The sequence below is a fragment of the Aeromonas sp. S13(2024) genome, from assembly GCF_041402405.1.
GTDB lineage: Bacteria > Pseudomonadota > Gammaproteobacteria > Enterobacterales > Aeromonadaceae > Aeromonas > Aeromonas veronii.
The window spans coordinates 245,707-271,996 of record NZ_JBGLRA010000005.1 but is presented as its reverse complement, the minus strand read 5'-3'; the positions used below and the strand labels follow the sequence as shown (position 1 = coordinate 271,996).

At 60.4% G+C, this 26,290-nt stretch carries 20 protein-coding genes, 8 tRNA genes and 1 pseudogene; 23 read left to right on the top strand and 6 right to left on the bottom strand.

The window, feature by feature from the left end:
- Positions 1–48: 48 nt before the first annotated feature.
- A complete protein-coding gene (gene hemA / locus ACB042_RS10335; protein WP_005362209.1) occupies positions 49–1,308 on the bottom strand; it encodes a glutamyl-tRNA reductase in 1,260 nt (419 codons plus the stop codon).
- Between the two features lie 126 nt (positions 1,309–1,434).
- Between hemA and lolB the strand changes: the two genes are divergently transcribed.
- From lolB to ACB042_RS10265, 14 genes and pseudogenes are all read left to right on the top strand, one after another.
- Positions 1,435–2,013, top strand: coding sequence for a lipoprotein insertase outer membrane protein LolB (lolB, locus tag ACB042_RS10330; RefSeq protein WP_371178359.1), 579 nt, complete (start codon positions 1,435–1,437; stop codon positions 2,011–2,013).
- Positions 2,013–2,883, top strand: a pseudogene (gene ispE, locus ACB042_RS10325) (4-(cytidine 5'-diphospho)-2-C-methyl-D-erythritol kinase). Before lolB ends, ispE begins: the two are co-directional and overlap by 1 nt.
- A tRNA-Gln gene (locus ACB042_RS10320) sits at positions 2,863–2,937 on the top strand. The pseudogene ispE and the gene ACB042_RS10320 overlap by 21 nt, the downstream one beginning before the upstream one ends.
- Positions 2,938–3,132: 195 nt before the next feature.
- Positions 3,133–4,080, top strand: coding sequence for a ribose-phosphate pyrophosphokinase (locus ACB042_RS10315; RefSeq protein ID WP_005343846.1), 948 nt, complete (start codon positions 3,133–3,135; stop codon positions 4,078–4,080).
- Positions 4,081–4,196: 116 nt separating this feature from the next.
- Positions 4,197–6,185, top strand: a complete 1,989-nt coding sequence (locus ACB042_RS10310; RefSeq protein WP_371178358.1) for a bifunctional UDP-sugar hydrolase/5'-nucleotidase — start codon at positions 4,197–4,199, stop codon at positions 6,183–6,185.
- Between the two features lie 228 nt (positions 6,186–6,413).
- The gene (gene pth / locus ACB042_RS10305; RefSeq protein ID WP_005334960.1) at positions 6,414–7,010 is read left to right on the top strand and encodes an aminoacyl-tRNA hydrolase; all 597 of its coding nucleotides are present in this window, start codon (positions 6,414–6,416) and stop codon (positions 7,008–7,010) included.
- A 116-nt stretch (positions 7,011–7,126) separates the two neighbouring features.
- Complete coding sequence (gene ychF, locus ACB042_RS10300; protein ID WP_005353921.1) at positions 7,127–8,218, top strand: redox-regulated ATPase YchF; 1,092 nt, start codon at positions 7,127–7,129, stop codon at positions 8,216–8,218.
- Between the two features lie 234 nt (positions 8,219–8,452).
- Positions 8,453–8,529 (top strand) — tRNA-Met (locus tag ACB042_RS10295).
- 8 nt (positions 8,530–8,537) lie between these two features.
- A tRNA-Gln gene (locus ACB042_RS10290) sits at positions 8,538–8,612 on the top strand.
- A 46-nt stretch (positions 8,613–8,658) separates the two neighbouring features.
- Positions 8,659–8,733, top strand: a tRNA-Gln gene (locus tag ACB042_RS10285).
- Between the two features lie 39 nt (positions 8,734–8,772).
- Positions 8,773–8,849, top strand: a tRNA-Met gene (locus tag ACB042_RS10280).
- A 10-nt stretch (positions 8,850–8,859) separates the two neighbouring features.
- A tRNA-Gln gene (locus tag ACB042_RS10275) sits at positions 8,860–8,934 on the top strand.
- Between the two features lie 39 nt (positions 8,935–8,973).
- Positions 8,974–9,050: transfer RNA gene (locus ACB042_RS10270), tRNA-Met, on the top strand.
- 8 nt (positions 9,051–9,058) lie between these two features.
- A tRNA-Leu gene (locus ACB042_RS10265) sits at positions 9,059–9,142 on the top strand.
- Between the two features lie 218 nt (positions 9,143–9,360).
- Here ACB042_RS10265 and ACB042_RS10260 read toward each other — a convergent pair.
- The gene (locus ACB042_RS10260) at positions 9,361–11,193 is read right to left on the bottom strand and encodes an SLC13 family permease (protein WP_371178357.1); all 1,833 of its coding nucleotides are present in this window, start codon (positions 11,191–11,193) and stop codon (positions 9,361–9,363) included.
- A 263-nt stretch (positions 11,194–11,456) separates the two neighbouring features.
- Between ACB042_RS10260 and pnuC the strand changes: the two genes are divergently transcribed.
- The 8 genes from pnuC to nifJ all read left to right on the top strand — a co-directional run bounded on the left by pnuC (position 11,457) and on the right by nifJ (position 21,113).
- Positions 11,457–12,173 carry a nicotinamide riboside transporter PnuC gene (gene pnuC, locus ACB042_RS10255; RefSeq protein ID WP_371178356.1) on the top strand — a complete coding sequence of 239 codons (717 nt, stop codon included), beginning with the start codon at positions 11,457–11,459 and terminating at the stop codon, positions 12,171–12,173.
- A gap of 3 nt (positions 12,174–12,176) precedes the next feature.
- The gene (locus ACB042_RS10250) at positions 12,177–12,902 is read left to right on the top strand and encodes a nucleoside phosphorylase (RefSeq protein WP_118854708.1); all 726 of its coding nucleotides are present in this window, start codon (positions 12,177–12,179) and stop codon (positions 12,900–12,902) included.
- A 105-nt stretch (positions 12,903–13,007) separates the two neighbouring features.
- Entirely contained in the window at positions 13,008–13,679 is a 672-nt protein-coding gene (locus ACB042_RS10245; RefSeq protein WP_371178355.1) for a Crp/Fnr family transcriptional regulator, read from the top strand.
- 42 nt (positions 13,680–13,721) lie between these two features.
- Positions 13,722–14,048: a N(4)-acetylcytidine aminohydrolase gene (gene yqfB / locus ACB042_RS10240; RefSeq protein WP_371178354.1), complete on the top strand. Its 327-nt coding sequence runs from the start codon at positions 13,722–13,724 to the stop codon at positions 14,046–14,048.
- An 87-nt stretch (positions 14,049–14,135) separates the two neighbouring features.
- Entirely contained in the window at positions 14,136–15,056 is a 921-nt protein-coding gene (locus tag ACB042_RS10235) for an alpha/beta hydrolase (protein ID WP_371178353.1), read from the top strand.
- A gap of 61 nt (positions 15,057–15,117) precedes the next feature.
- On the top strand, positions 15,118–15,498 hold the full coding sequence (locus tag ACB042_RS10230) for a DUF1622 domain-containing protein (RefSeq protein ID WP_371178352.1): 381 nt from the start codon (positions 15,118–15,120) through the stop codon (positions 15,496–15,498).
- 200 nt (positions 15,499–15,698) lie between these two features.
- Positions 15,699–17,339 carry an alpha-glucosidase gene (locus tag ACB042_RS10225; protein ID WP_371178351.1) on the top strand — a complete coding sequence of 547 codons (1,641 nt, stop codon included), beginning with the start codon at positions 15,699–15,701 and terminating at the stop codon, positions 17,337–17,339.
- Between the two features lie 228 nt (positions 17,340–17,567).
- Positions 17,568–21,113, top strand: a complete 3,546-nt coding sequence (gene nifJ, locus ACB042_RS10220) for a pyruvate:ferredoxin (flavodoxin) oxidoreductase (RefSeq protein ID WP_371178350.1) — start codon at positions 17,568–17,570, stop codon at positions 21,111–21,113.
- A 111-nt stretch (positions 21,114–21,224) separates the two neighbouring features.
- On the opposite strand, the gene ACB042_RS10215 is transcribed toward nifJ, so the two are convergent.
- Entirely contained in the window at positions 21,225–22,601 is a 1,377-nt protein-coding gene (locus ACB042_RS10215; protein ID WP_371178349.1) for an MDR family MFS transporter, read from the bottom strand.
- 173 nt (positions 22,602–22,774) lie between these two features.
- Here ACB042_RS10215 and ACB042_RS10210 point away from each other — a divergent pair, with 173 nt between their 5' ends.
- Positions 22,775–23,377 carry an HAD family hydrolase gene (locus tag ACB042_RS10210; protein ID WP_371178348.1) on the top strand — a complete coding sequence of 201 codons (603 nt, stop codon included), beginning with the start codon at positions 22,775–22,777 and terminating at the stop codon, positions 23,375–23,377.
- An 84-nt stretch (positions 23,378–23,461) separates the two neighbouring features.
- Here the strand turns inward: ACB042_RS10210 and ACB042_RS10205 are convergent, their stop codons facing one another.
- The 3 genes from ACB042_RS10205 to astD all read right to left on the bottom strand — a co-directional run bounded on the left by ACB042_RS10205 (position 23,462) and on the right by astD (position 26,283).
- Positions 23,462–23,722: a hypothetical protein gene (locus ACB042_RS10205; RefSeq protein WP_139410741.1), complete on the bottom strand. Its 261-nt coding sequence runs from the start codon at positions 23,720–23,722 to the stop codon at positions 23,462–23,464.
- A 234-nt stretch (positions 23,723–23,956) separates the two neighbouring features.
- Complete coding sequence (locus ACB042_RS10200) at positions 23,957–24,754, bottom strand: DUF1338 domain-containing protein (RefSeq protein ID WP_371178347.1); 798 nt, start codon at positions 24,752–24,754, stop codon at positions 23,957–23,959.
- Positions 24,755–24,813: 59 nt separating this feature from the next.
- Entirely contained in the window at positions 24,814–26,283 is a 1,470-nt protein-coding gene (gene astD, locus ACB042_RS10195; RefSeq protein WP_371178346.1) for a succinylglutamate-semialdehyde dehydrogenase, read from the bottom strand.
- Positions 26,284–26,290 lie beyond the last annotated feature (7 nt).

Here is a 26,290-nt window from a genome sequence, read left to right as displayed (position 1 = left end):
TCTTGCATTCTCAATGGAGGACGGGACAACCGGCAGGTTGCCCGAAAATTATGGCTCTTGTGACAACCCCAGCGCCTGCCGCAAGCGGGAGAGCTCGCTCTGATCCCCCTGGGAGGCAGCCTGGCGCAACGCCTGGGTCGGCGCGTGGATCAATTTGTTGGTGAGGCGATGGGCCATCGCCTTGAGCGCCTGTTCGGCACTCTCGCCCTGCGCCAATGCCAGCAGGGCCCGTTGCAGCTCTTCGTCAGCCACCTGTTGGGACTGATGGCGGTAGTCGCGAATGAGATCGACCGAGCTCTGGCCGCGATACCAGCCCATAAACTCGTCGCGCTCTTCCTGCACGATCACTTCCGCCTGCGCGGCAGCCCGTTTACGGGTTTCGAGGTTCTGCTCGATGATCCCCTGCAAATCATCCACCGTGTAGAGATAGGCATCAGAGAGCTCATCGACTTCGGCTTCGATGTCGCGCGGCACGGCAATATCCACCAGAAACATGGGTTTGAAGCGGCGGGCCTTCAGCGCGCGCTCCACCATCCCCTTGCCGATGATGGGCAGGGGGCTGGCGGTCGAGCTGATGACAATATCCGCCTCGTGCAGATAGTCGGGGATCTCTTCGAGCGTCATCACCTGGGCACCGAATTCGGCTGCCAGGGTCTGGGCACGCTGCAGGGTGCGGTTCGCCACCATCATCTTGGTGACGTTCTGCTCGCGCAGATGACGGGCCACCAGTTCGATGGTCTCCCCCGCCCCGACCAGCAATACCTTGGTCTGGGAGAGATCGGAGAAGATCCGCCGACCCAGGCTGACGGCGGCAAAGGCCACCGACACGGCACTGGCGCCAATCTCGGTATCGGTACGCACCCGTTTGGCCACCGAGAAGGATTTCTGGAACAGCCGCTCCAGCGCCCCCTTCACCGACTCCGCCTGCTGGGCATGAGCGTAGGATTGCTTGATCTGCCCCAGGATCTGCGGCTCCCCCAGCACCAGCGAGTCGAGCCCGCACGCCACCCGCATCAGGTGGCGTACCGCCTCTTCATCGTGATGCTGATAGATGGCAGTGACCAGTTCGGCCGCGTCCAGCCCGTGGAACTGTTGCAGCCAGCGCAGCACTTGCTCCTGCCGCTCCTCCTCCAGATTGCAATAGAGTTCGGTCCGGTTGCAGGTGGAGACGATCACCGCCTCGCTGACACCGGGTTGGCTCACCAGCTCACGCAAGGCGCGATCGATGCAGTCCGGGCCAAAGGCGACCCGTTCCCGCAAGGCGACACTGGCGGTGTTGTGGTTGATTCCGAGGGCAAGCAAACTCATGAGTGGGCGACGATCATTTCATACGCTGGGTGCAAAGGCTGCCAATTGTACGAGAAAGGGTAAGTCTTTAAAAGCAATACGGCCGCCCCGTATACTGTGGCAAATTCCTCTCTCTGGAGCCGTCTCTTGCTGCTACGTATTTTTACCGTCACCTGCCTGCTGTTGCTGGCCGGTTGTGCCACCACCCAGCCCCAGCGTGACCAGGTGAACTGGAACCAGGAGCGGGCCCGCCTCGAGCAGCTGACCCATTGGCAGCTCTCCGGCAAGATGGCTATCATCACCCCCCAGCAAAAGGGCAGCGCCCGTCTCAACTGGCAGCAGGATGGGGAGGATTATCGCCTCAACCTCACCAGCCTGATCGGCACCAGCATTCTGGAGCTCTCCCGCAGCAAGGGGGAGATCACCCTGCTCGACAGCGACGGCAATCGCCACCAGAGCCAGGATGCCGAAGCACTCATCTATCAACTGACCGGCTGGAATATTCCGGTTGCTGGATTGCCAGAGTGGATCAAGGGGCTGCCGGGTCAGGCGGAGTTTGAACTCAACCCCGACAGCAGTCTGGCCAGCGTGCGCGACGGCCAGTGGCAGATCGTCTATGGCGATTATCGGGATCAGGATGGCTACCGCCTGCCGCACCAGCTGACCATGACTGGCCAGAACAGCCGCCTCAAGCTTCAGATCAACCAATGGACTCTTGCACGTTAATGGCTTCCACACGCTGGCCGGCACCGGCCAAACTCAACCTGTTTTTACACGTCAATGGCCGTCGTCCCGATGGCTATCACGAGCTGCAGACCCTGTTTATCTTCCTCAACCACAGCGACTGGCTCGAGTTCGAGGTGATACCGAATAGCGACACTCTCACCCTGAGCCCGGCCATTCCCGGTGTGCCGGATGAGCAGAATCTAATTATTCGGGCGGCGCGGCTGCTCCAGGCAACTCTGCCGAGCCCGCAAGGTGCCCATATCCGGCTGGAGAAAGTGCTACCCATGGGCGGCGGCATTGGCGGCGGTTCGTCCGATGCAGCGACCACGCTGGTGGCGCTTAACCACCTCTGGCAGGCGGGTTTGAGTGAAGATGAACTGGCAGCACTTGGCGTCCAGTTGGGGGCCGATGTGCCGGTGTTTGTCCGTGGCAAGGCGGCCTTTGCCGAAGGGGTGGGCGAGCGGCTGCAACCGGTCGAACTGCCCGATGCCTGGTATCTGGTACTCAAGCCCGATTGCCATGTGGCGACCGCGGCCGTATTCCAGGATCCGGACCTGCCGAGAGCCACGCCGAAAATGGCGCTGGACAACTTGCTGGAAGGCGAGTGGAAAAACGATTGCGAATCACTGGTGAAAAAGCGCCACCCCGAGGTTGCCAATGCGCTCGGCTGGTTGCTAGAATACGCGCCGTCAAGAATGACGGGCACAGGAGCCTGCGTCTTTGCTCAATTTGAAGACGAAGTGACTGCTCGGGAAGTGTTGGCCTGCGTGCCGAAGGGACTTGATGGGTTTGTCGCCAAGGGCGAGAACATATCACCTCTCTTCTCCACATTGCAACAGTTCAAATGATTGGGGTATCGCCAAGCGGTAAGGCAGCGGGTTTTGATCTCGCCATTCCTAGGTTCGAATCCTAGTACCCCAGCCAATTTTACCGAACGGTATTGATGATGATTAACATGGCCGGTTTTGCACTCGGCCACGGATTCGGGTTACCGGTATCATCACAATCATTGGGCAGCAGACACCTTGTACGTTATCTTGATAAATCGTTTGCCCCAAAACGATAGGGTCTGATTTCAGACTCCCCCACATACTGGATGCAACCCCGAGGTTTCAAACCGTGCCTGACATGAAGCTGTTTGCTGGTAACGCAACGCCGGAACTAGCCCAGAAGATCGCAGATCGCCTGTTTATCAAACTCGGCAATGCTGCCGTAGGTCGCTTTAGCGACGGCGAGATCAGCGTACAGATCAATGAGAATGTACGTGGTGGCGATATCTTCATCATTCAATCCACCTGTGCCCCGACCAACGACAATTTGATGGAATTGATCGTCATGGTGGATGCTCTGCGTCGTGCTTCAGCTGGCCGTATCACTGCCGTTATCCCCTACTTTGGTTATGCCCGTCAGGACCGTCGCGTCCGCTCCGCCCGTGTACCCATCACCGCCAAGGTTGTCGCTGACTTCCTCTCCAGCGTCGGTGTGGATCGCGTGCTGACCGTTGACCTGCATGCCGAGCAAATTCAAGGTTTCTTCGATGTTCCGGTAGACAACGTGTTCGGTAGCCCGGTGCTGCTGGAAGACATGAAGTCCAAGAACCTCGAGTCTCCTGTCGTTGTCTCCCCGGACATCGGTGGCGTCGTGCGTGCCCGCGCCATCGCCAAGCTGCTGGATGACACCGACATCGCCATCATCGACAAGCGCCGTCCCCGCCCGAACGTCTCCCAGGTCATGCACCTGATCGGTGACGTTGCCGGCCGCGACTGCATCATCGTTGATGACATGATCGACACCGGCGGCACCCTGTGCAAAGCCGCAGAGGCCCTGAAAGAGCGCGGTGCCAAGCGTGTATTCGCCTACGCTACCCACCCGGTCTTCTCCGGTTCCGCCGTCGAGAACATCAAGAACTCCGTGATCGATGAACTGATCATCACCGACTCCATCCCGCTCACTGCGGAGATGAAAGCGGTCGGCAAGGTCAAGCAGCTGACTCTGTCAACTGTACTGGCCGAAGCCATTCGTCGCATCAGCAACGAAGAGTCCATCTCTGCCATGTTTGAGCATTGATAGATTCAGCAATAACGAAAACCGCCATCAGGCGGTTTTCGTCTTTCTGGACCTTCTCTTTCCAACTTTCTGCTATCTGGTACGACCCTGCCCCCGGCAGGCTTAAGGATTTACCCATGAATTGCTTGCGTCCCCTCCTGCTCGCTACCCTCACCTCCGCCCTGTTCGCCTGTCAGCCCGCCAAAGAGAACCCGCCCTTCGTGCTGACCCTGGCTCACATGAACGACACCCACTCCCAGTTTGATCCGGTCAATGCCGAGATCAAAGGGCAGATCTTTGCCCAGCAGGGGGAGACGGACACCCTCTATACCCGCTTTGGCGGTTATCCGCGCCTGCTGACCATGGCGAAAGCCTATCAGGCCGAGGCGCTGGCCAAGAACCAACCCTTGCTGCTGCTGCACGGCGGCGATGCCTGGCAGGGCAGTGGCTACTTCAAACTCAACGAGGGGATGGCCAACGCCGAGTTGCTGAGCCAGTTCGGCCTCGATGCCATGGCGCTGGGCAACCACGAGTTCGATCTGGATAACCAGAAGCTGGCCCGCTTCATCGAGGGGGTCAACTTCCCGGTGCTGGCCGCCAACCTCGACACCAAGGCCGATCCGGCCCTCAGCAAGGCTGACAACCTCAAGCCCTTCGTGGTCTACGCCTTTGACGGCAACCAGAAGAGCCCGGTCACCGATCTCGACAACCTGCCACAAGGCAAACAGCTGGTCGCCGTCATCGGTCTGGTACTGGAAGACATGGGCAATATCGCCCCCAACGTCGGCAAGCTGCGCTTTGGCAAGGAGGTCGCCTCGGCTCAGGCCACGGTCGACATGCTGCAAGCCAAGGGGATCCATCAGATCGTGGCGCTCACCCACATCGGCAACGAGCGGGATCTGGCGCTGGCGGCCAAGGTAAACGGCCTCGATGCCATCGTCGGCGGCCACTCCCACAGCCTGCTCGGCGATTTTCGCAATATCGGCTGGGGCAAGACCGGCGATTACGCCAAGCTGGTGACCAATCCGGATGGCATCGGCAAAACCTGCGTGGTGCAGGCAGGCTCCTACGCCCAGGCCATCGGTCTGGCACAGGTAACCTTTGACAGCCAGGGTCAGGTGACCGACTGCCAGGGCCACAATAGCCTGCTGGCCAGCCGCGACTTCTTCGCCGATGCGGCGCGCAAGCAAGCGCTCGACGATGCCCGGAGCAAAGAGGCAAGCCAGTTTGTCGACAACCAACCCAATCTGGTCACCGTGGATGAAGATCCGCGCCTGCGCGGCATCATCGACAGCCACTACAAACCGGCGCTGGAGAAAGCCTACGGCCCGGTGATCGGCACCATCCCCGAGCAGCTGCAAAATGCCCGTCGCCCCGGTGACAACGGCAGCGACAGCCATGGCTCAGATGTAGCGCCGCTGGTTGCCGAAGGGGAGTTCTACTGGGCCAATACCCCAGCAGTGCAAGATCTGACCGGCGGCCCGGTCGATTTTTCTCTGGTGGCGGTGGGTGGCGTGCGCGCCGACCTGCCTGCTGGCGAATGGCGCGAGGGGGATAGCGCCCTCACCCTGCTGCCGTTCAAGAACCAGCTCGCGGTGCTGACCCTGACCGGCGCCGAGGTGCGCGCCCTCCTGACCGAGACCATCACCGCCACCCTGCCCGCCAGCGCCCATGCCGGCAAGTTCCCCTATGGCGGCCACCTGCGTTACACCTTCCAGGAGACCGACGCAGGCAAAGCGGGCACCCTGACCCAATTGCAGCGCAAGACCGCAAGCGGCGAGTGGCAGGATCTGGTGGATAGCCAGCGCTATCGGGTGGTGATGAACGCCTACAGCGCCAACGGCAACGATGGCTGGCAGGCACTGGCCAATGCCCAGCGCCAGAAGAGCGAGCGGGTCGACATCGCCAGCGTCAATGGCAAGCTGACCGCCTTCCCGGTGTTGAAGGTGGCACAAAACGGTGAACTGCTGAGCGCCGTCTATGACCCGGGCCAGGCCCTCGATTGCAAGGCCAGCGGCGTGGATTGCGGCACCGATGCAGCCTCTTTCGTGGAGTATGTGCGCGATGCCCGCCCCTCCCTGACCGCGCTGGATGAGGAAACTGTCACCCTGCTGCGTACCAAATAACGACGGTAGTCAACCGGGCACAATCCATCGGTAAGCTGAAACGGGCCTCATGCAAGAGGCCCGTTTGCCCACCGTTAGCCACCCATAGCCACCCATTGGCCGCAATAATGCTGCAAATCCCGCCATAACATGCGCATTGGTTGAGTGATCGCCACTCGGCGGCTAGAATATTGCGTCCTATTGCCCTGGGTAGTGTGCCCACGGCAGCTGCGAGTGAAGACATCAAGCGTGACAAGCGAAATCAAACTGATCGTCGGACTGGGCAACCCCGGCCCGGAATATGCCAAGACCCGCCACAACGCGGGCGCCTGGTATGTGGAGCAACTGGCCCGCTGGCACAATGTCAGCCTGCGTGAAGAACCCAAGTTCTTCGGCCATACTGCCCGCATCCTGGTCGAGGGGCAGGATGTGCGGCTGCTCATCCCGAACACCTATATGAACCTCTCTGGCAAGGCGGTGGCCGCACTGGCGCGTTTTTATCAGATTGAGCCGGAAGCGATGCTGGTGGCCCATGACGAGCTGGATCTGCCGCCGGGCATCGCCAAGTTCAAGCAGGGTGGTGGTCACGGTGGCCATAACGGCCTCAAGGACATCATCGCCAAGATGGGCAACAACAATAACTTCTTCCGGCTGCGTCTCGGGATCGGCCATCCCGGCAGCAAAGAGCAGGTGGCTGGCTTCGTCCTGACCAAGGCCCCCAGCAGTGAACAGAACCTGATCGACGCCGCGCTGGACGAGTCTCTGCGCGCCACCGACATCCTGTTCAAACAAGATATGACCAAGGCCATGAATCGCTTGCACAGCTTCAAGGCGGAAAAGGGTTAGGTCGGTTTGAGCCTGTACGGGCATTGTGCCGGTACATGAGCAACGACCAGAACAAGCATGACATGGGCCGCCTGCGGGCGACCCCCAACAGCATCCATCAAGTAAGGTAACAATCCATGGGTTTTAAATGCGGTATCGTGGGCCTGCCCAATGTAGGCAAATCCACCCTGTTCAACGCGCTGACCAAGGCCGGTATCGAAGCCGCCAACTTCCCGTTCTGCACCATCGAGCCGAACACAGGTGTGGTGCCGATGCCGGATCCCCGCCTCGATCAGCTGGCTGCCATCATCAATCCGCAGCGCGTTGTGCCGACCACCATGGAATTCGTCGACATCGCCGGTCTGGTTGCCGGTGCCTCCAAGGGTGAAGGTCTGGGTAACCAGTTCCTGGCCAACATCCGTGAAACCGAAGCGATCGGCCACGTTGTGCGCTGCTTCGATGACGAGAACATCATTCACGTTGCCGGCAAGGTCTCTCCCGCTGACGATATCGAAGTGATCAACACCGAGCTGGCCCTGTCGGATCTGGACGCCTGCGAGCGCGCCATTCACCGTCAGTCCAAGCGCGCCAAAGGCGGCGACAAGGATGCCAAGCTGGAAGTGGAAGTGCTTGAGAAGATCAAGGTTGCGCTGGAAAACGGCCAGATGATCCGCGGCATGAAACTGGATAAAGAAGAGCTGGCCGCCGTCAGCCACCTCAACTTCCTGACCCTGAAACCCACCATGTATATCGCCAACGTGGCGGAAGATGGCTTCGAGAATAACCCCTATCTGGACAAGGTGCGTGAAATCGCCGCCGCCGAGAACGCTGTCGTGGTCGTGGTCTGCTGCGCCATCGAAGCCGACATCGCCGAACTGGACGATGAAGATCGCGCCGAGTTCATGGCTGACCTTGGCATCGAAGAGCCGGGCCTGAACCGCGTTATCCGCTCCGGCTACCAGCTGCTCAACCTGCAGACCTACTTCACCGCCGGTGTGAAAGAGGTACGCGCCTGGACTATTCCGGTCGGTGCCACTGCCCCGCAAGCGGCAGGCAAGATCCACACTGACTTTGAAAAAGGCTTTATTCGCGCCCAAACCATCGCCTTTGAAGACTTTATCAACTACAAGGGTGAGCAAGGCGCCAAGGAAGCGGGCAAGATGCGCGCTGAAGGGAAAGATTACATCGTCAAAGATGGCGATATCATGAACTTCCTGTTCAACGTCTAATCCCATGACAGGCCAGCATTTGCTGGCCTGTTTTTTATCTGCCATTGCCCGGGCAATCATGGCAATGTCTTAAAAAAAAGCAGATTGTTGGGCTTTTGCGCAACAGAGACCAATAACTGGTCAAACGCACTCAAATTGCGTTTTTCTGGCAAAAAAAGGGTTGACGCCCCAGAGCCAGATACGCATAATTCGGCCCGCACGGTGACGAGGTAACGACTCACCGGAAGCAAGGTTGGCTATGTAGCTCAGTTGGTTAGAGCATCGCACTCATAATGCGGGGGTCACAGGTTCGAATCCCGTCATAGCCACCATCTCTAGTTGGGGTATCGCCAAGCGGTAAGGCAGCGGGTTTTGATCTCGCCATCCCTAGGTTCGAATCCTAGTACCCCAGCCATTTTTAAAAGTTCTTTGCCAGTCTCATGACTGTTGAGGAGCGCTGTTGGGGTATCGCCAAGCGGTAAGGCAGCGGGTTTTGATCTCGCCATCCCTAGGTTCGAATCCTAGTACCCCAGCCATTTTTCTGTTCTCTTCCACATCAGTGGTCGATAACAAACGGCTATGTAGCTCAGTTGGTTAGAGCATCGCACTCATAATGCGGGGGTCACAGGTTCGAATCCCGTCATAGCCACCATTATTTCTGTTGGGGTATCGCCAAGCGGTAAGGCAGCGGGTTTTGATCTCGCCATCCCTAGGTTCGAATCCTAGTACCCCAGCCATTTTTCTGTTCTCTTCCACATCAGTGGTCGATAACAAACGGCTATGTAGCTCAGTTGGTTAGAGCATCGCACTCATAATGCGGGGGTCACAGGTTCGAATCCCGTCATAGCCACCATTAATATTGCGGAAGTGGCGAAATTGGTAGACGCACCAGATTTAGGTTCTGGCGCCCTAGGCGTGAGAGTTCGAGTCTCTCCTTCCGCACCATTAATAGCAGTACCAAACAGACCAGCTCACGCTGGTTTTTTTGTATCTGAAATTTGCCTCTCCCCAGTTTTTCTCTCGCTCCTCTATTAACCCATCTCCACGTTAATTCCCGTCCATCTCACTCTTCACTGATTCCGAGCACGCCTTGCCACGCTTGTCTCCCGGCCATAAAAAAGCGGCCCGCAGGCCGCTGGTGCACACATTCATCATCCCGGTTATCAGAACGGGAAGAACCAGGGAATCGCCACCACGCTCACCGCCATCACCAACAGGGTGAATGGCACTCCGATACGGATAAAATCGGCAAACTTGTAGTTGCCCGGCCCCAGTACCAGGGTATTCACCGGTGACGAGACCGGCGTCATAAAGGCAGCCGAGGCGGCAATGGCAATGGTCATGGCAAACGGATAGGGCGAGACTCCCATCTGCTGGGCCGTGCCCAGTGCAATGGGCGCCATCAGCACAGCTGTCGCGGTGTTGGAGATAAAGAGCCCGATCACCGCGCAGAGGGCAAACAGGCTGGCCAGCATCACCCGCGGCCCCATCTCCCCTACCGCATTGATCAGGCCACCGACGATCAGATCCACCCCGCCGGTTTTTTGCAGCGCCAGCGCGAAGGGGAGCATGCCGACGATGAGGATCAGGGTCGGCCAGTGGATCGACTTGTAGGCACTCTCCATATCGATGCAGCGAAACTTGCCCATCAGCAGGCAGGCGATCAGCGCGGCAATCACGTTGGGCACCGGATCGGTCACCATCAGCAGGATCATCACACCAAGACAGAAGAGGGCATGAATGGCCTGGCTGCGGGCGGGGGCCATCTCGTCCACTTCGGCGGGCAGCCCCATCAGCAGAAAGTCGCGACTATGGGTCTGCAACTGTCTGATGTGGCTCCAATTCCCTACCACCAGCAGGGTGTCGCCCATCTGCAGCGGCTCATCCACCAGCTTGCCTGCCAGTGCCTCACCGTCGCGGCGCAGCCCCACCACGCTCAGGCCATAGCTGGAGCGGAAGATCACCTCACGCACGCTTTTACCCAGCAGCTTGGACTCAGGGATCAGCGACACCTCGGCCATCCCCACCTCCCGCGCCTGATCGGAGAAGTACTCCCCGCGCAGGATCATGGGTTCAAGCCGCGCTTCGCTACAAAACGCCCGCACATCCACCTCGGGGTCTGACATGTCGATCAGCAGCACATCCTTGGCCTGAAATTCACTGATCCCCGACACCGGCACCATCACCCGGCGAAACTTGCGCCAGCGCTCCACCCCGATGACGTGGGCACCATAACGGGCACGCAGTTGCAGCTCGTCCAGGGTGTGACCAATCAGCGGGGAGTCAGGCCGCAGCGCCAGACGACGGGCCCGACCGGCCAATCGGTAGTCTCGGATCAGATCGCGCAGGGTGCGGCGCCCGGTCGACTTGCCTTTGCCCTCTTCCCCTTCACTCACCAAGGAGCCGCGCACCAGCAGCATGTAGAGGATGCCCAGCCCCAGGATCAGCACGCCCATAGGGGTGAAATCGAAGAAGCCGAAGCCGTGAATGCCGTGGCGCATCAGCTCGCTGTTAACCACCATGTTGGGGGGCGTAGCCACCAGCGTCATCATGCCGCTGATCAGCCCGGCAAAGCCGAGGGGCATCATCAGGCGACCGGCCGGGATCCCCATCCGGTTCGCCACGCTCAGCACCACCGGGATAAAGATGGCCACCACTCCGGTGCTGCTCATCACAGCCCCCAGACTCGCCACCGCTACCATCAGCAACACCAGCAGCTTGGTCTCGCTGCTGCCCGCCACCTTCACCAGCGCATCCCCCACCTGATAGGCGATGCCGGTGCGCACCAGCCCCTCACCCACCACAAACAGGGCGGCAATCAGAATGACGTTGGGATCGCTAAAGCCCGCCAGCGCCTCCGGCAGGGTGAGGGTGCCGCTCAGCACAAACAGGATGACCACGCCCAGGGCGACCACGTCCATGCGCACCTTGTTGGTCATGAAGAGATAGATGGCGCCAGCCAGCAGACAGAGCACCCAGACAAGCTCGGAATTCAATGCAACCTCCTTTTATCACGTGATTCTCCTCCCGGAGAGTGGACTCTATCAGACCACAGCCATGGCGCTATCATCTTGCTACATATCAATAAAGTCCGGCCAGCGGGGGCACCATAACCCATCACTGCTGGAATAACCGGGCAGCAGCGGCGATTTCTTTGATATGGGCCAAGTACGGGGCGGACAAAAGTCCTGCCCCTCCTCCCCCTCACCCCTTAGAATGGCGCCCTCGCATACTAACCCTCATGCCCAAGGATCAGAAAATGAGCATATTCGAGCTGTTCAGCATCAATAACACGCTAGTGACCATACCACTGGGTGGCGGCTATGCCATGTCATGGATTGAAGCCATCGGCACCCTGTTTGGTCTAGCCTGTATCTGGTTCGCCAGTCAGGAGAAAACCATCAACTACCTGTTTGGTCTGATCAACGTCAGCCTGTTTGCCATCATCTTCTTCCAGATCCAGCTCTACGGACTGTTGATGCTGCAGCTGTTCTTCTTCTGCGCCAACGTCTACGGCTGGTACGCCTGGACCCGCCCGGCCAACGATCAGGGGGATACCCTGCAGATCCGCTGGCTCAGCAGATCCAAACTGATGGTGACCGCAGCCGTGAGCGTGCTGGCCATCGCTCTGCTGACCCGCTATATCGACCCGGTCTTCGCCACCCTGGCACGCACCTCGGTCTCCCTGCTCAACCTGTTTGGTGCCAACCTTGCCATCCCCGAGCCCTCCCCCGATGCCTTCCCGTTCTGGGATGCCAGCATGACGGTGCTCTCGGTCGTCGCCCAGATCCTGATGACCCGCAAATACGTGGAGAACTGGATCCTCTGGGTCGTCATCAACATCATCAGCATCGGTGTCTATGCCGCGCAGGGCGTCTACGCCATGTCGCTGGAGTACCTGATCCTGCTGTTTATCGCCGCCAACGGCACTCGCCTCTGGGTGATTGCCGCCAAGTGCCAGCCACAAGGTCTGTAAGCCATGACTCTGTTACCCCATCTCCAGTGCCGCCCCGACCAGATTGCCGAGCGGGTGGTACTGTGCGGCGACCCGGCCCGGGTCGACCGCATCGCCAGCCAGCTCGAACAGTGTGAAGTGCTGGGGCAAAACCGGGAGTTTCGCCTCATCAACGGCCGCTATCAGGGGCTGCCCATCACGGTCTGCAGCACCGGCATCGGCGGCGCCTCGGCCATCATCGCGCTGGAGGAGCTGGTGCAAGCCGGTGCCCGCTCGCTTATTCGGGTCGGCTCCGCCGGTGCCCTGCAACACGACATCGGGCTGGGCGACCTTATCGTGGTGGAAGGGGCTGTACGCAATGAGGGTGCCTCACAGGCCTATCTGCCCGCCGAGTACCCCGCCTGCGCCGATATCTGGCTGCAGGCCGCCTTGCTCAACCATGTGGCAACCGGCAGCCAGCCTCATTGGCACGGGTTGGTACGCTCCCACGACAGCTTCTATCGGGATGATGAGCAGGAGGTGTGCCGCTACTGGCATGCCCGTGGTGTGCTCGGCGCTGACATGGAGACCGCATCCCTGCTGACCGTGGGTCGCCTGCGCAAGGTGCGGGTCGCCGCCGTGCTCTGCAACGTGGTGCTGTTCGAGCAGGATGTGCAACAAGGGGTAGCGGATTACGCCAGCGCCGAACAGGCGATGATGACCGGTGAGCAGCACGCCATCGCGGCCGCCCTCCACGCTCTGGTGCAATAAAACGCAAACCGTTAACTGCGGCACATCCGCTACCGTGCGGGCTGGTATCCGGCCCGCACTCTTGCTAGCCTCATGGCCCTCGTCATCCGGTGCGACAGGCAAGTCATGCAGCAACAGCCCTACCCTCTCGGCCGTTTTCACGCCGAACTCCAGCAGCTTGAACCCCGCTTTGCCGCGGCGCTCGACGCCTGCACCCTGTTTCTGCGCCGCTACCTGCCGGGCGAATTGATCATGCGGCAGGGGGAGCAGAGCGAGCAGCTCTATCTGGTCGAACATGGCCGGGTCTCCCTCAACAGCACGGTACACTCTGGCCGCCGCTTCCAGCTTGGCGAAATTGAGTGCCACTACCAAATCTTCGGCGAGATGGAGTTCTTCAGCGCAACCCCGGTACAGTGGAACGTAGTGGCCGAGACCGAGCTGGATGCCCGGGTCATCTGTGCTCACAAACTGGCCCAGCGCCTGCTGACCGAGCCCGAGCTGACCCTCTTCTTCGCCGCGGCGCTGGCCAGCGACTATCTCGATACGCTGGAGATCACCACCAGCCGGCTGCTCCACCCCATCGCCTACAACATCGCCTACGAGTTGTGGCGAGAACGCCAGCGCACCCCCATGCTGGGGTCACGCAGACGGGCCCATGAAGCGGCGCGCTTCGGCACCACCGAGCGGGTTTACCGCCGCGCCCTCAAGGAGCTGGTCGAACAGGGCATAATTGCCGACAGCAGTGACGGCCCCGTTATCGCCGATCTGGCCAGGCTGCGCGCCTATCTCGATCTTTGATTTCCATTCACCTCATTTCGATTCACCCAGTCAGGAGTCACCATGTCTGCTCATTCCTATCCCGAATTCACCTTCTTCAGCCGCTTCGTTGCCGACATTCAGGCGGGCCGCAAGACCATCACCATCCGCGACGAGAGCGAGGCCAACTGGCAGCCCGGCCAACGTCTGGCGCTGTTCACCAACCCGGAGCACCAGCCCTTTGGCACCATAGAGGTGCTCTCGGTCAAGGCGGTCGCCTTCGATGAACTGAATGACAAGCACGCCCGTCAGGAGAACATGACCCTCCCCGAGCTCAAACAGGTGATCCGCGATATCTACCCCGATCTGCCGCCGCTCTATGTGATTGAATTCCAGCTGATTGAAGCCTGATTTTGTGAGCTGCCTCAGCTAACGCCGGTTGCGCTCTCTGGCTAAAAGCGCAAAATAACTGTTTTTATATACAGTCATTGGTGCGTTATGGATACACAACTTGAACCGGCCATTGCGGCCATGGTGGCAGAGTTCATTGCAGCAGGCCGCCCCAAGGCGAGCAGCCTGAGCTGGCAGGAGCGGCGTGAAGGTTATCTTGCTTCAGCCATATTGGGTGGTGAACGGGAGGAGGTTGGCGCTGTCGAAGAGTGGCAAAACGGCCATTATTCCGTTCGCCTCTATCAGCCAGCGCCAACCTCAAGCGCAAGCCGTCCGGCCCTGATCTACTTTCATGGCGGCTGTTTTGTCAGCGGTGAGTTCGACACTCACGACCGCCAGATGCGCATGCTGTGCAATCGCGCCGAGGCACTGGTGTTCGCGGTACATACCCGCCTTGCACCTGAACACACCTATCCTACCGCCCACGATGATGCACTGGCAGCCACGCTCGCCATCATGGTCGATGTGGAGAAATGGCATGGGGATCCGGCAAAGATTGTCCTTGCGGGCGACAGTGCCGGCGGCCACCTAGCCCTGATCACCACCTTGCGACTCAAGGAGCGAGGCGCCCCCTTGCCTGCCGCCCAACTGCTCATCTATCCGATGCTCGATGCTGCGGGCAACAGTGACAGCTATCGGCAGCTAGGGGATGACTACCTAATCACCCGCGACATGCTGTTAAGCGGTTTTCACGCCTATCTGGGGGAGCAGCCCGCCACTCACCCCGAAGCCAGCCCTCTCCACCATCCGGACCTGTCAGGATTACCGCCGACCCATATCGTAACGGCGGAATATGATCCGCTGCGCGATGAGGGGGAAGCCCTCTATCGCAAACTGCTGCAAGCCGGAGTCACAGCTACCTGTCAGCGGCAACTGGGCGTTATACACGGCTTCTTCCAACTGGCCGGAGTCAGCCCCGCGGCGCGTCAGCTCATTGAACAGCTCTCACTGCTTATCAGGAGACTCTGATTTGGCCTTTGCCGAGCGATGTGTTAATAGTGTCCTCTTTTGAATCAGGGAGGTGACCCGAGTGTTTGAGATAGCGAGCCTAAAAGAGGGGATGATGCACGGGGTCGAGCTGTTCCAGCTGCTGCTTGAGATCATCTCCATCGCCTGTGTGGTGATAGGGCTTGGCAAGACCCTCTGGCTAGCGGCGCGGGTGCGGGATCACCAGCCCGGCTTTCCGCGCATTCGTCTCTGCTTTGGCAGTTGGCTTATTCTGGCGCTGGAGTTCCAGCTGGCCGCCGACATCCTGGCCACCACGGTCGCGCCGAGCAAGGAGGAGCTGATCCGCCTCGCCATCATCGCGGTGATCCGCACCTTCCTGAACTACTTCCTCGGCAAGGAGCTGGAAGCACAAGCGGAGCGCCAGCAGGAGCAGCGCAGCGAACAGGCCAAGACTGCTCAATAACCAGTATTCCTGCATAGCATCAGCGCCAAGTGCCGTGCCATCCCGACCACAGCCGTGGCCCGGGATGGCACCTTTGTGACCCTTCCCGCACTTTTGGCAATCAGCCAACTATGGAACCCTTTTCAAGGTTTCCCCTGCCCTGTCGAGTAGCAGCTCATCTGCGTAAGATAGAAAATCTCCTCCCTCAACCGGCCAAGCTGATGAACCCGCAACCCCTCCACACGCCCGATATAGACCTCGATAGCTGCGTCATCTACCAGATCTACCCCATGAGTTTTCAGGACAGCGATGGCGACGGCATGGGCGATATCAACGGCATCCGTCAGCGCCTCGGTTATCTGGCCACCCTCGGGGTCGATATGCTCTGGCTCACCCCCATCTATCGCTCCCCCAAGCGGGACAACGGCTATGACGTGGCGGACTACCGTGCCATCGACCCCGCCTTCGGCACCCAGGCCGAGATGGAGCAGCTGATAACCGAGGCGGCCGCCCACGGCATCGGCATCATGATGGATATCGTCGCCAACCACACCTCCACCGAGCATGAGTGGTTTATGAAGGCACTGGCCGGAGATCCCCGCTATCAGGGCTATTACGTGTTTCGCGATCAGGCCTTCGTTGACGCCCACCCCATTACCTCGATTTTTGGTGGCAGCGGCTGGCAGTATGTGCCAGCACTTGATCGCTACTACCTGCACAACTTCGATGCAAGTCAGGCCGATCTGGACTGGGATAACCCGGCGGTGCGTGCCGAGATGGCAGAGGTGATCAACTTCTGGCTGGCCAAAGGGATCAAGGGATTTCGCTTCGATGTGATCGACATGGTGAGCAAGGAGTGGGACCGACTGGCCATGAGCAACGGCCCGCGCCTGCACGACTATATCCGCGAGCTCAATGCCGCCAGCTTCGGCGGCAAGGGGATCATCACGGTGGGGGAGACCTGGGGGGCCGATCTCGCCCATATGCAGAACTATTCGAACCCGGATGGCAGCGAGTTCAGCATGGTGTTCAACTTCGAGCATCTGGGGCTCGGCAGTGACAAGTGGTCATCCCACTTTGATCCCCTCGCCTTCAAGCGAGCCATGGCCCGCCACCAGCAGGGGCTGCATGGCCGGGGTTGGAACAGCCTGTTTCTCGGCAACCACGACCTGCCTCGCGCCGTCTCCCGCTTTGGCGATGACAGGCCTGAGTTGCGGGAAACCAGCGCCAGGCTGTGGGCCATGGTGCTGCACATGATGCAGGGCACCCCCTTCATCTATCAGGGGGAGGAGCTCGCCATGACCAACCGCCACTGGCAGCCGGGCGAGCTGCGCGATGTGGAGGCCATCAACTACCGCGACAGCCAGTCAGGGCTGGATCCTGCCGAGCTGAGTCGGCGGCTCGATGCCATCGGCCGCGACAACGCCCGCACCCCGATGCAGTGGAATGCCGGCCCCCACGCCGGTTTCAGCACAGCCACACCCTGGATTGCCCTCAATGCAAACCACGTCGAGATAAATGCTGACGAACAGCTGACCCGCCCCGACTCCCCGTTTCACTGCTATCGCCAGCTCATCGCCCTGCGCAAGGCTCACCCTGTCATTCGCCACGGCAATTTCGAGCTGCTGGATGGGGATGATCCCGAGCGCATCAGCTATCGCCGCCACTGGCAGGATCCGGCCAGCGGAGATCGGCACACCCTGCTGCTGCTCGCCAATCTCACGTCCAATCCCTTGACGATGCCCCACTTCGACAAGGTGACAGACGAGATGCGGTTGCTGCTGGCCAATTACCCAAGCGAACCGCTGCCACTCTTCGCCCCTTATCAGTGTGCCATCTGGCTACGAGTGGATCAGGATTAACCCCGTGCTGACGGGCCATGCCAATGGCCCGTCAATCGCTACCCGTCGGCTGTCAGCAGAAAATCACGCCCCCACGTGGCGGGATTAAATTAACCACTATTACTGACTTATTAATTGATTATTTATCCCGTTTGATACGCTCTCATTGCCCCTTTTACTATGCCAGCGACCTATCCATTGCCGATGCAACTATCGGCCTTCAAACTGGCATAGCAAAGTGGAAAACAGATGATCACCACAGACGGGAATAACGCAGTCGCCTCGGTGGCGTACCGCACCAGCGAAGTCATCGCCATCTACCCCATCACCCCCAGCTCGGCCATGGCTGAGCAGTCGTCGGCCTGGTCGAGCGAACGGGGCAAGAACCTGTGGGGGGATGTGCCCCGGGTTGTCGAGATGCAGTCGGAAGGGGGCGCCATCGCCGCCGTCCACGGTGCCCTGCAGACCGGCGCGCTGGCGACCTCGTTTACCTCGTCGCAGGGGTTGCTGCTGATGATCCCCAACCTCTACAAGCTGGCGGGTCAGCTCATCCCCTTCGTGCTGCATGTGGCGGCGCGCACCGTGGCGACCCATGCGCTATCGATCTTTGGCGATCACTCGGACGTGATGGCGGTGCGCCAGACCGGCTGTGCCATGCTCTGTGCCAGCAATGTGCAGGAGGCGCAGGACTTTGCCCTGATCTCCCAGATAGCGAGCCTCAACAGCCGCCTCCCCTTTATCCACTTCTTCGACGGCTTTCGTACCTCTCACGAGATCGCCAAGATAGCGCCGCTCGCTGACGACACCCTGCGTGCCCTGCTGCCCGCAGATGCCATCCGCGCCCATCGTGACCGGGCGCTCACCCCCGACAAGCCGGTCATTCGCGGCACCGCCGCCAACCCGGACACCTACTTCCAGTGCCGCGAGGCAAGCAACCCCTGGTATGACGCCGCCTATGGCCATGTGAACGAGGCTATGCAGGCTTTTGGCGAACAGACCGGCCGCCACTACCGGCCGTTTGAATACGTCGGCCACCCGCAAGCGGAGCGGATTGTGGTGCTGATGGGCTCGGCCATCGGCACCTGTGAGGAGGTGATCGAGCGCCTGCTTTCCCAAGGGGAGAAGGTAGGGCTGGTGAAGGTGCGGCTGTTCCGTCCCTTCTCGGCCGGGCACCTGCTGGCCGCGATTCCGGAGAGTGCCCGCACCATCGCCGTGCTGGATCGCACCAAGGAGCCGGGCGCACAGGCCGAACCCCTCTATCTCGACGTGATGACGGCGCTGGCCGAAACGGTCAGCCGGGGCGAGCGGGCAAACCTGCCACGGGTCATCGGCGGCCGCTACGGCCTCTCCTCCAAGGAGTTCGGCCCCGCCTGCGCGCTGGCGGTGTTTGCCGAACTGGCACAGGAGAACCCGCGCCCGCGCTTTACCGTCGGCATCTTCGATGACATCACAGGTCTCTCGCTACCGCTGCCCGCGCTGAATTCGCAAAGCCTCATTCACGGCCAGCAACACAAGCTGGAGGCGCTCTTCTACGGCCTTGGCAGCGATGGCACCGTCTCGGCGGCCAAGAACAGCATCAAGATCCTCGGCAACCACACCGACCTCTATCCGCAGGGCTATTTCGTCTACGACTCCAAGAAGGCGGGCGGCCTCACCGTCTCTCACCTGCGGGTGGGCGAGCGGCCGCTGCAAGCGGCCTATCTGGTGGAAGAGGCGGACTTTATCGGCTGCCATCAGTGGCAGTTTGTCGACAAGTACCGGATGGTGGAGCGCTTGAAAGCGGGCGGCATCTTCCTGCTCAACACCCCCTACAGCGAAGCGGAGATCTGGCAGCGCCTCCCCAGCGAGGTACAGCACGCCCTGCGCGAGAAAGAGGCGCGCTTCTACATCATCAACGCCGCCAGGATTGCCCGCGACTGCCAGCTCGGCAACCGCATCAATACCGTGATGCAGATGGCCTTCTTCCAGCTCAGCGCCATCATTCCCCCCACAGAGGCCACCAGCCTGCTGAAGCAGGCCATCGCCACCAGCTATGGCAGCAAGGGGCAGACGCTGGTCGAACGCAACTGGCAGGCACTGGAGGCAACCTGCGCCGCCCTGACCCGGGTGCCACTTGGCGAGCTGGATCCCGCCAGCCGCGCCCGCCCGCCGGTGGTTTCGGCCAAGGCCCCCGACTTTGTCCAGACCGTCACCGCCACCATGCTGGCTGGGCTGGGTGACAGCCTGCCTGTCTCCGCCTTCCCGCCGGATGGCACCTGGCCGGTCGGCACCACCCGCTGGGAGAAGCGCAACATCGCCAAGGAGATCCCCATCTGGGAGGCGGAGCTCTGTACCCAGTGCAACTACTGTGTCGCCGCCTGTCCCCACTCGGCCATTCGCGCCAAGGTGGTAGAACCGGATGCGCTGGCCGCAGCTCCCGCCACTCTCGATGCGCTGGATGTGAAATCCCGTGACATGCGCGGCCAGCAGTACGTGCTGCAGGTGGCGCCGGAGGATTGCACCGGCTGCAACCTCTGCGTAGAGGTGTGCCCGGCCAAGGATCGCAGCAACCCGGATCGCAAGGCGATCAATATGGCTTCACGCCTCGATCACCTCGACGAGCAGAAGGCCAACTACGACTTCTTCCTCGACCTGCCAGAGCGTAGCGCCGAGCAGCTGGAGCGCATCGACATCCGCACCTCCCAGCTCATCTCGCCGCTATTTGAATACTCCGGCGCCTGCTCCGGCTGTGGCGAAACTCCCTACATCAAGCTGCTGACCCAGCTCTATGGCGATCGGCTGCTGATTGCCAACGCCACCGGCTGCTCGTCCATTTATGGCGGCAACCTGCCTACCACCCCCTACACCACCAACGCCGACGGGCGCGGGCCGGCCTGGGCCAACTCGTTGTTTGAAGACAACGCCGAGTTCGGACTGGGCTTCCGTCTTACCGTCGATCAGCACAGGGAGCGGGTGCGCCGTCTGCTGGCGAACCTGGGCGACACCATTCCGGCAGCGCTGCGCGAGGCGCTCGGCGATGCCACCCTGCCGATTTCCGAGCAGCGGGCCCATATCCAACAGTTGCGAGTGTTGCTGCAAGAGAGCAAGGCCCCGGAGGCCCTTGAACTGGCCCGCGATGCGGACTATCTGGTGGAAAAATCGGTCTGGCTCATCGGCGGCGATGGCTGGGCCTACGACATCGGCTTTGGCGGGCTCGACCATGTGCTGAGTCTGGGGGAGAACATCAATGTGCTGGTGCTAGATACCCAGTGCTACTCCAACACCGGCGGCCAGCAGTCGAAGGCGACGCCACTCGGTGCCATCACCAAGTTTGGCGAGCAGGGCAAACGCAAGGCACGCAAGGATCTCGGGGCCAGCGTGATGATGTATGGCCACGTCTATGTGGCGCAGATCTCCCTCGGTGCCCAGATGAACCAGACGGTGAAGGCAATTCAGGAGGCGGAAGCCTACCCGGGACCGTCGCTCATCATCGCCTACAGCCCCTGCGAGGAGCATGGCTACGACATGGCCGAGAGCCATGAGCAGATGAAGCAGCTGACTGCCACCGGCTTCTGGCCACTCTACCGCTTCGATCCGCGCCGCGCTGACGAGGGTAAATTGCCGCTGGCGCTCGACTCGCGGGCCCCCAATGCCTCGCTGGCCGAGACCTTGCGCCATGAGCCCCGCTTCCAGCGGCTGGAGCGCCAGCTGCCGGAGGTGGCCAGCCAGCTCTATGAAGAGGCGGAGCAGGAGGCCAATCGCCGCTTCGCCTGGCTGAGCCAGCTGGCAGGCAAGGAGAGCCCGGCGCAGGAGTAAGCCACGTATGGCTTGATGGCAGCAGCCACTCTATTCACCAAATAACCATCAGGGCTCCCCGCGGGGAGCCCTGATGCTAGCTATGGTGAGCCAATGTCGGCGCAGGCCAAATCAGGCGCTGATGGAGGCCAGCTCGTGGCGCTTCAACGCCAGCAATGTGATGAGCAGCGCCAGCGTGGCGATCAATGCCATGCCGATATAGGTCGCGCTGAAGCCCGGGGCCAGCAGATCGGGGGCGAGCCGGCTTAGATCGCCACCGCTGCCGGCTGGCAGGCGCAAGTGGAACAGCATGGAGCAGATAGCCACGCCGACGGCACCGCCAAGCTCCCGCCCGAAGTTGAACAGCGACATGCCGATGCCGCGATCTTCCCGTGGCAGGGCGTTCTGCACCACCACCGAGAGGGCGGGCAGCACCAGACCGAGACCAATACCGGCAAACCCGAGCGCCAGCTTGACCCAGGCATCGAAGTGGATCTGCCACAGAGCCACCGCGGCCAGCGCAAACCCTACCGCAACAAAGCTCTTGTAGTGACCGGTACGGCCAATCAGCTTGCCACCGACAAAGGCGCCAGCGGTGATGCAGATCATGAAGATGACCATGATGGCACCGCTCTCGCTGGCACTCATCCCCTTCTGCCACTGCATCTGCAACGGCAGATATACCAGCACGGCAAACATCAGCAACTGGGATAGCATCACCAGCAGCACGCTCACCAGATAGCCGGGCAGCCGGGCCAGATGGGCAGGCAATATGGGGTCGTGGGCACGCCGCTCAATCAGAACGAGCAGCAGCAGTGCAACGCCCAGCGCCGCCGAAAGCCAGACGGCAGGCAGCGCCGCCTCCGGCGAGAGCAGCAACAGGGTGAGCGTGGTGACGGTAATCAGCAGACCCGCCCCCTTCCAGTCGAAGCGACTGTGGCGACGTACGTTGAGCTGCTTGAGGTTGCGGTTGATGAGAAAGACCGCCAGCGCCCCGAGCGGCAGATTGATCCAGAAGATCCAGCGCCAGCTGAGCTGCTCGGTGAAATAACCGCCGAGCAAGGGGCCAGCGATGCTGGAGACCGCATAGACCGCCGAGATGTAGCCCTGATACTTGCCCACCTCCCGCGGTGGAATGGTGTCGGCAATCACGGTAAACGCGAGGGCAATCAGGCCGCCGCCTCCCAGCCCTTGCAGCACCCGGGCTGCCAGCAAGGTCGGCAGATCCTGGGAGAGCGCACAGGCCACCGAGCCCGCCAGAAACAGGCCGATACCGATATTGAGCATCCGCACCCGGCCAAAGAGATCGCTCAGCTTGCCGTAGAGGGGCAGCACGGCGGTGGCCGCCAGCAGATAGGCGGTGACCACCCAGGTGAGGGCGGCACCGGCGTGCAGCTCGGCGCCAATCATGGGCAGCGGGGTGGTGACGATGCTCTTTTCCAGTGAACCGAGCGCGATCACCAGCGCCACACTGGAGAAGATGGTTTTAGGGGATATTTTCGAGGTCATAAGCGGACTCGCAGATCTGATATGCCAAAGTATCCGGCAATGAACGGATTATTGTCTCACAAATCAGCAAGAGATAGAAAAAACGGCGGCCACAATCTGCCCAACCATGAGGCCGATCCCACAAAATGCCGACCGTTTCTGCTAGCCTGCTCTATTTGATTCGAGGAGCCCCCATGAGCAAGCGTGAGCAGTACGGGTTTGATCACTACGATGCCCTGATTTTCGATATGGATGGCACTTTGGTAGATTCCATGCCCCTTCATCTGGATGCTTGGGAGCTCACCTGCGCCGAATTCGGCATCCCCTTCGAGCGGGAACAGCTCTATCAGTACGGCGGCATTCCCACCCGCAAGATCATCGCCATGCTGGCCGAGCAGCAGGGGCTGACGGTGGATGTCGAGGCTTTTACCCGTCGCAAGATTGCCCTCTATATGGAACATATCGACAAGGTCAGCGTCTTTCCCAAGATGTGGGAGCTGGTCAGGCACTATCACGGCAAGGTCAAGATGGGGATTGGCACCGGCTCACCGCGCAATCAGGCGGACTCCATCCTCAAAAGCACCGGACTCGACGCCTATATCTCGGTGGTGGTGAGCGCCGATGATGTCACCAACCACAAGCCGCATCCCGACACCTTCTTGCAGGTGGCCGAACTGCTCGGCGCTAATCCGGCAAATTGTCTGGTGTTTGAAGATACCCGTATCGGGCTTGAGGCAGGCAAGGCGGCAGGGATGGATACCGTGCTGGTTATCGAAGGTGACCTGCACCAGCGGTAAGCGACTCAGGGCAAGCAGGCAAACCGATAGGATGGTGCCATCACAGTGGCACCATTTTTTATTCACGTGAGCATGGCGGCAGCGTCAGTGCCCGGACAGAGTTGCGATCACCGCAGGAATAGTGGCAACCGTCAGACAAAGGGCGTTGGCCTGCGCCTCATCCTGTAGTGCCTGATGAGTGCGAAGCAGCTCAAGGGCTTCGGCAGGGGTATCTGCAAAGGTGGGGGCGGCGATGGCAGCAAATCCCTGTTCGACCAGTTGACGACGCTCATCGCTATAGCTGGGTGCATTGGCATCTAGATAGGTAAGCGCCTGACCCTGCTTGAAAAAGTGATAGTTAGGCATCGATTGGCCCCGCAAAAATAAAGCGCCATTCTACTCCTTTTTGCTCCGCCACCAGCGTCAATCCGTGTCGTATCAAGTGATCTGGTTCACATTTTTATCAACAAACCTTCACCTGTTAGGCGCCATCCAAATCCCACCTTAACGCGGCGTCAGACAACACCCGATACCGTCACTCTGCGCCAAACAAAACGCCTCCACAAAGGAGGCGTTGCGACTGAAACAGGGTGGTTCCCGTTACATGGCATTCGTCGATTCGAAGATCTTGTCCGCCGAGGCCTCGACAAAGCCCGGATAGAGCACACCGTCGGCCTGCGGATAGCGCAGGGCAAACTCGTAGAAGCAGCTCGGGATGGTACGCACCCCATCGCTGAACGGCACCTCGGCTTTGTCTGCCATGGTGGAGGATTGCTCCAGCATCACCTGCGGGTCCCCCTTCACCTCGCCACCCACGCTGTTGAGGACAAAACCCGCCGCCTTGAGCGCCGCATTGACCTGATGGATGGTGTCGAAATCCTTCAACTTGTTGATATTGACCGTGAAGTGGTTGGCACGATAACCCCAGGCTGCCATCCAAGCCGCATACTCGCTCTCCGCCAGCAGAGTCTGATAATCGGCATAGGAGACCTGCCAGGGGGCGCCGGTGTAGAGAAATGCCGGGGTATCGGTCAGATGATCGGGCACCTGATCCGCCAGCTTGTGGATGATGGCCTGCGCCGCTGGGGAGAGTTCTTCCACCTTCAGCTCGCTGATAAACACCTTGGGAGCGTCCGGATCCTGATGCTCGAAGTGCTTGGCGTAGAGCTTCTTGGCCTTGAAGACGTACTCGCCCTTCTGCTCGTAACCGAGCGCCAGAAAGTGGGCGGCCAGCTTCTCCAGCCCCAGTTTGGGCAGGTTGTAGGTACGAAACGCCACGTGATCGTTGACGATGGGCTCGCCGCCACCCAGCAGGGTGTGCACCTTGGGGGCGCTCGGGGTCACCTTGATGTAGTTGTCCCACAGATGGCTGAACAGGGCGTCGATATCCTTTTGCATCTCTCTTTCCTTTGATTGCGGGTACAGATGGGGGCACCGCTGGATGCCCCGTGTCGTTATTAGAAGCGCAGGCCGGGCGACAGTTGATCCGGCATGGCGGCCTTGCTGTCTTCAACGGAGGCAACCGGATACGCACAATAGTCAGCGGCGTAGTAGGCGCTCGCCCTGTGGTTGCCAGAAGCACCGATACCGCCAAACGGCGCGGCACTGGAGGCACCGGTGATGGGCTTGTTCCAGTTGACGATACCGGCGCGGATTCGCTTGAAAAAGTGGTGCCAGTCCGCCTCCTTGTCCCCCAGCAGACCGGCCGAGAGACCATAACGGGTAGCATTGCCCTGATCGATGGCAGCATCGAAATCATCGTAACGAATGAGTTGCAGCAGCGGGCCGAAGTACTCTTCGTCAGGCTGCGCGCTCACTGAGGTCACGTCGATAATGCCCGGGGAGACAAAGCCGGTGCCCTCTTCCAGGTGCTTGAGGGTAAGCAGGCTCTCGCCACCGAGGCGCTGCAGGTTGGCTTGCGCCTCGACCATGCCGAGGGCTGCCTTCTCGCTTATCATCGAGCCCATGAACGGCTGCTCGGCGGCGTCGTAGAGGCCAACCTTGATCTGGCTGACCACCTCGACCAGTCGATTGACCAGGGCATCGCCCCGCTCACCCCGCTCGACAAACAGACGGCGGGAACAGGTGCAGCGCTGACCAGAGGTAATAAACGCCGACTGGACGATGGCATGCACAGCGCCGTCGATGTCGCTCACATCTTTCACGATCAGCGGGTTGTTGCCGCCCATCTCGAGGGCCAGAATTTTGCCCGGCTGACCGGCAAACTGCTGATGGAGGAAATGACCGGTGCGGGAAGAACCAGTAAAGAAGAGGCCGTCGATGTCGGGGTTACCCGCCAGCGCCTTGCCGGTCTCGACCTCCCCTTGCACCAGATTGAGCACGCCCTTGGGCAGCCCCGCCTCCTGCCACACCTTGACCATGGCTTCGGCCACCATGGGGGTCAGCTCGGAGGGTTTGAACACCACGGTGTTACCCGCAATCAGCGCCGGGACTATATGGCCGTTGGGCAGATGACCCGGGAAGTTGTAAGGGCCGAACACAGCCACCACACCGTGAGGCTTGTGACGGACAAACGCCTTGGCGCCCGGCATGGCATTTTCAACGGTGCCGGTACGCTCGTCGTGGGCACGGATGGAGATGGCAATCTTGCCCTGCATGGCCGCCACTTCGGTGCGGGTCTCCCACAGCGGTTTGCCTGTTTCGCGGGCGATGGTCAGGGCCAGCGCCTCTTTCTGCTCGCCGAGCAGGTCAGCATAACGGCGCACTATGGTCAGACGATCCTCAAGGCTCATGTCCGCCCAGTGGTAGAAAGCGGCGCGGGCGGCCTTGACGGCAGCATCCACTTGCGCCGCGCTGGCGGCAGCCCCCTGCCAGATCACCTCGTTTTTGGCCGGATCGGTTGACTCGAACGGCTTGCCTTCACCGGCAAGCCACTGACCGTCGATAAATTGCACTAACTGGCTCATCCATTCA

What these genes read in the sequence shown, in the direction of transcription:
- ACB042_RS10225 (WP_371178351.1), top strand. Translation starts at nt 15,699, where the DNA reads ATGAACCCGCAACCCCTCCACACGCCCGATATAGACCTCGATAGCTGC.
- astD (WP_371178346.1), bottom strand. Translation starts at nt 26,283, where the DNA reads ATGAGCCAGTTAGTGCAATTTATCGACGGTCAGTGGCTTGCCGGTGAA.
- ACB042_RS10200 (WP_371178347.1), bottom strand. Translation starts at nt 24,754, where the DNA reads ATGCAAAAGGATATCGACGCCCTGTTCAGCCATCTGTGGGACAACTAC.
- ychF (WP_005353921.1), top strand. Translation starts at nt 7,127, where the DNA reads ATGGGTTTTAAATGCGGTATCGTGGGCCTGCCCAATGTAGGCAAATCC.
- ACB042_RS10235 (WP_371178353.1), top strand. Translation starts at nt 14,136, where the DNA reads ATGGATACACAACTTGAACCGGCCATTGCGGCCATGGTGGCAGAGTTC.
- yqfB (WP_371178354.1), top strand. Translation starts at nt 13,722, where the DNA reads ATGTCTGCTCATTCCTATCCCGAATTCACCTTCTTCAGCCGCTTCGTT.
- ACB042_RS10210 (WP_371178348.1), top strand. Translation starts at nt 22,775, where the DNA reads ATGAGCAAGCGTGAGCAGTACGGGTTTGATCACTACGATGCCCTGATT.
- ACB042_RS10310 (WP_371178358.1), top strand. Translation starts at nt 4,197, where the DNA reads ATGAATTGCTTGCGTCCCCTCCTGCTCGCTACCCTCACCTCCGCCCTG.
- ACB042_RS10215 (WP_371178349.1), bottom strand. Translation starts at nt 22,601, where the DNA reads ATGACCTCGAAAATATCCCCTAAAACCATCTTCTCCAGTGTGGCGCTG.
- nifJ (WP_371178350.1), top strand. Translation starts at nt 17,568, where the DNA reads ATGATCACCACAGACGGGAATAACGCAGTCGCCTCGGTGGCGTACCGC.
- hemA (WP_005362209.1), bottom strand. Translation starts at nt 1,308, where the DNA reads ATGAGTTTGCTTGCCCTCGGAATCAACCACAACACCGCCAGTGTCGCC.
- ACB042_RS10205 (WP_139410741.1), bottom strand. Translation starts at nt 23,722, where the DNA reads ATGCCTAACTATCACTTTTTCAAGCAGGGTCAGGCGCTTACCTATCTA.
- ACB042_RS10250 (WP_118854708.1), top strand. Translation starts at nt 12,177, where the DNA reads ATGACTCTGTTACCCCATCTCCAGTGCCGCCCCGACCAGATTGCCGAG.
- pnuC (WP_371178356.1), top strand. Translation starts at nt 11,457, where the DNA reads ATGAGCATATTCGAGCTGTTCAGCATCAATAACACGCTAGTGACCATA.
- ACB042_RS10245 (WP_371178355.1), top strand. Translation starts at nt 13,008, where the DNA reads ATGCAGCAACAGCCCTACCCTCTCGGCCGTTTTCACGCCGAACTCCAG.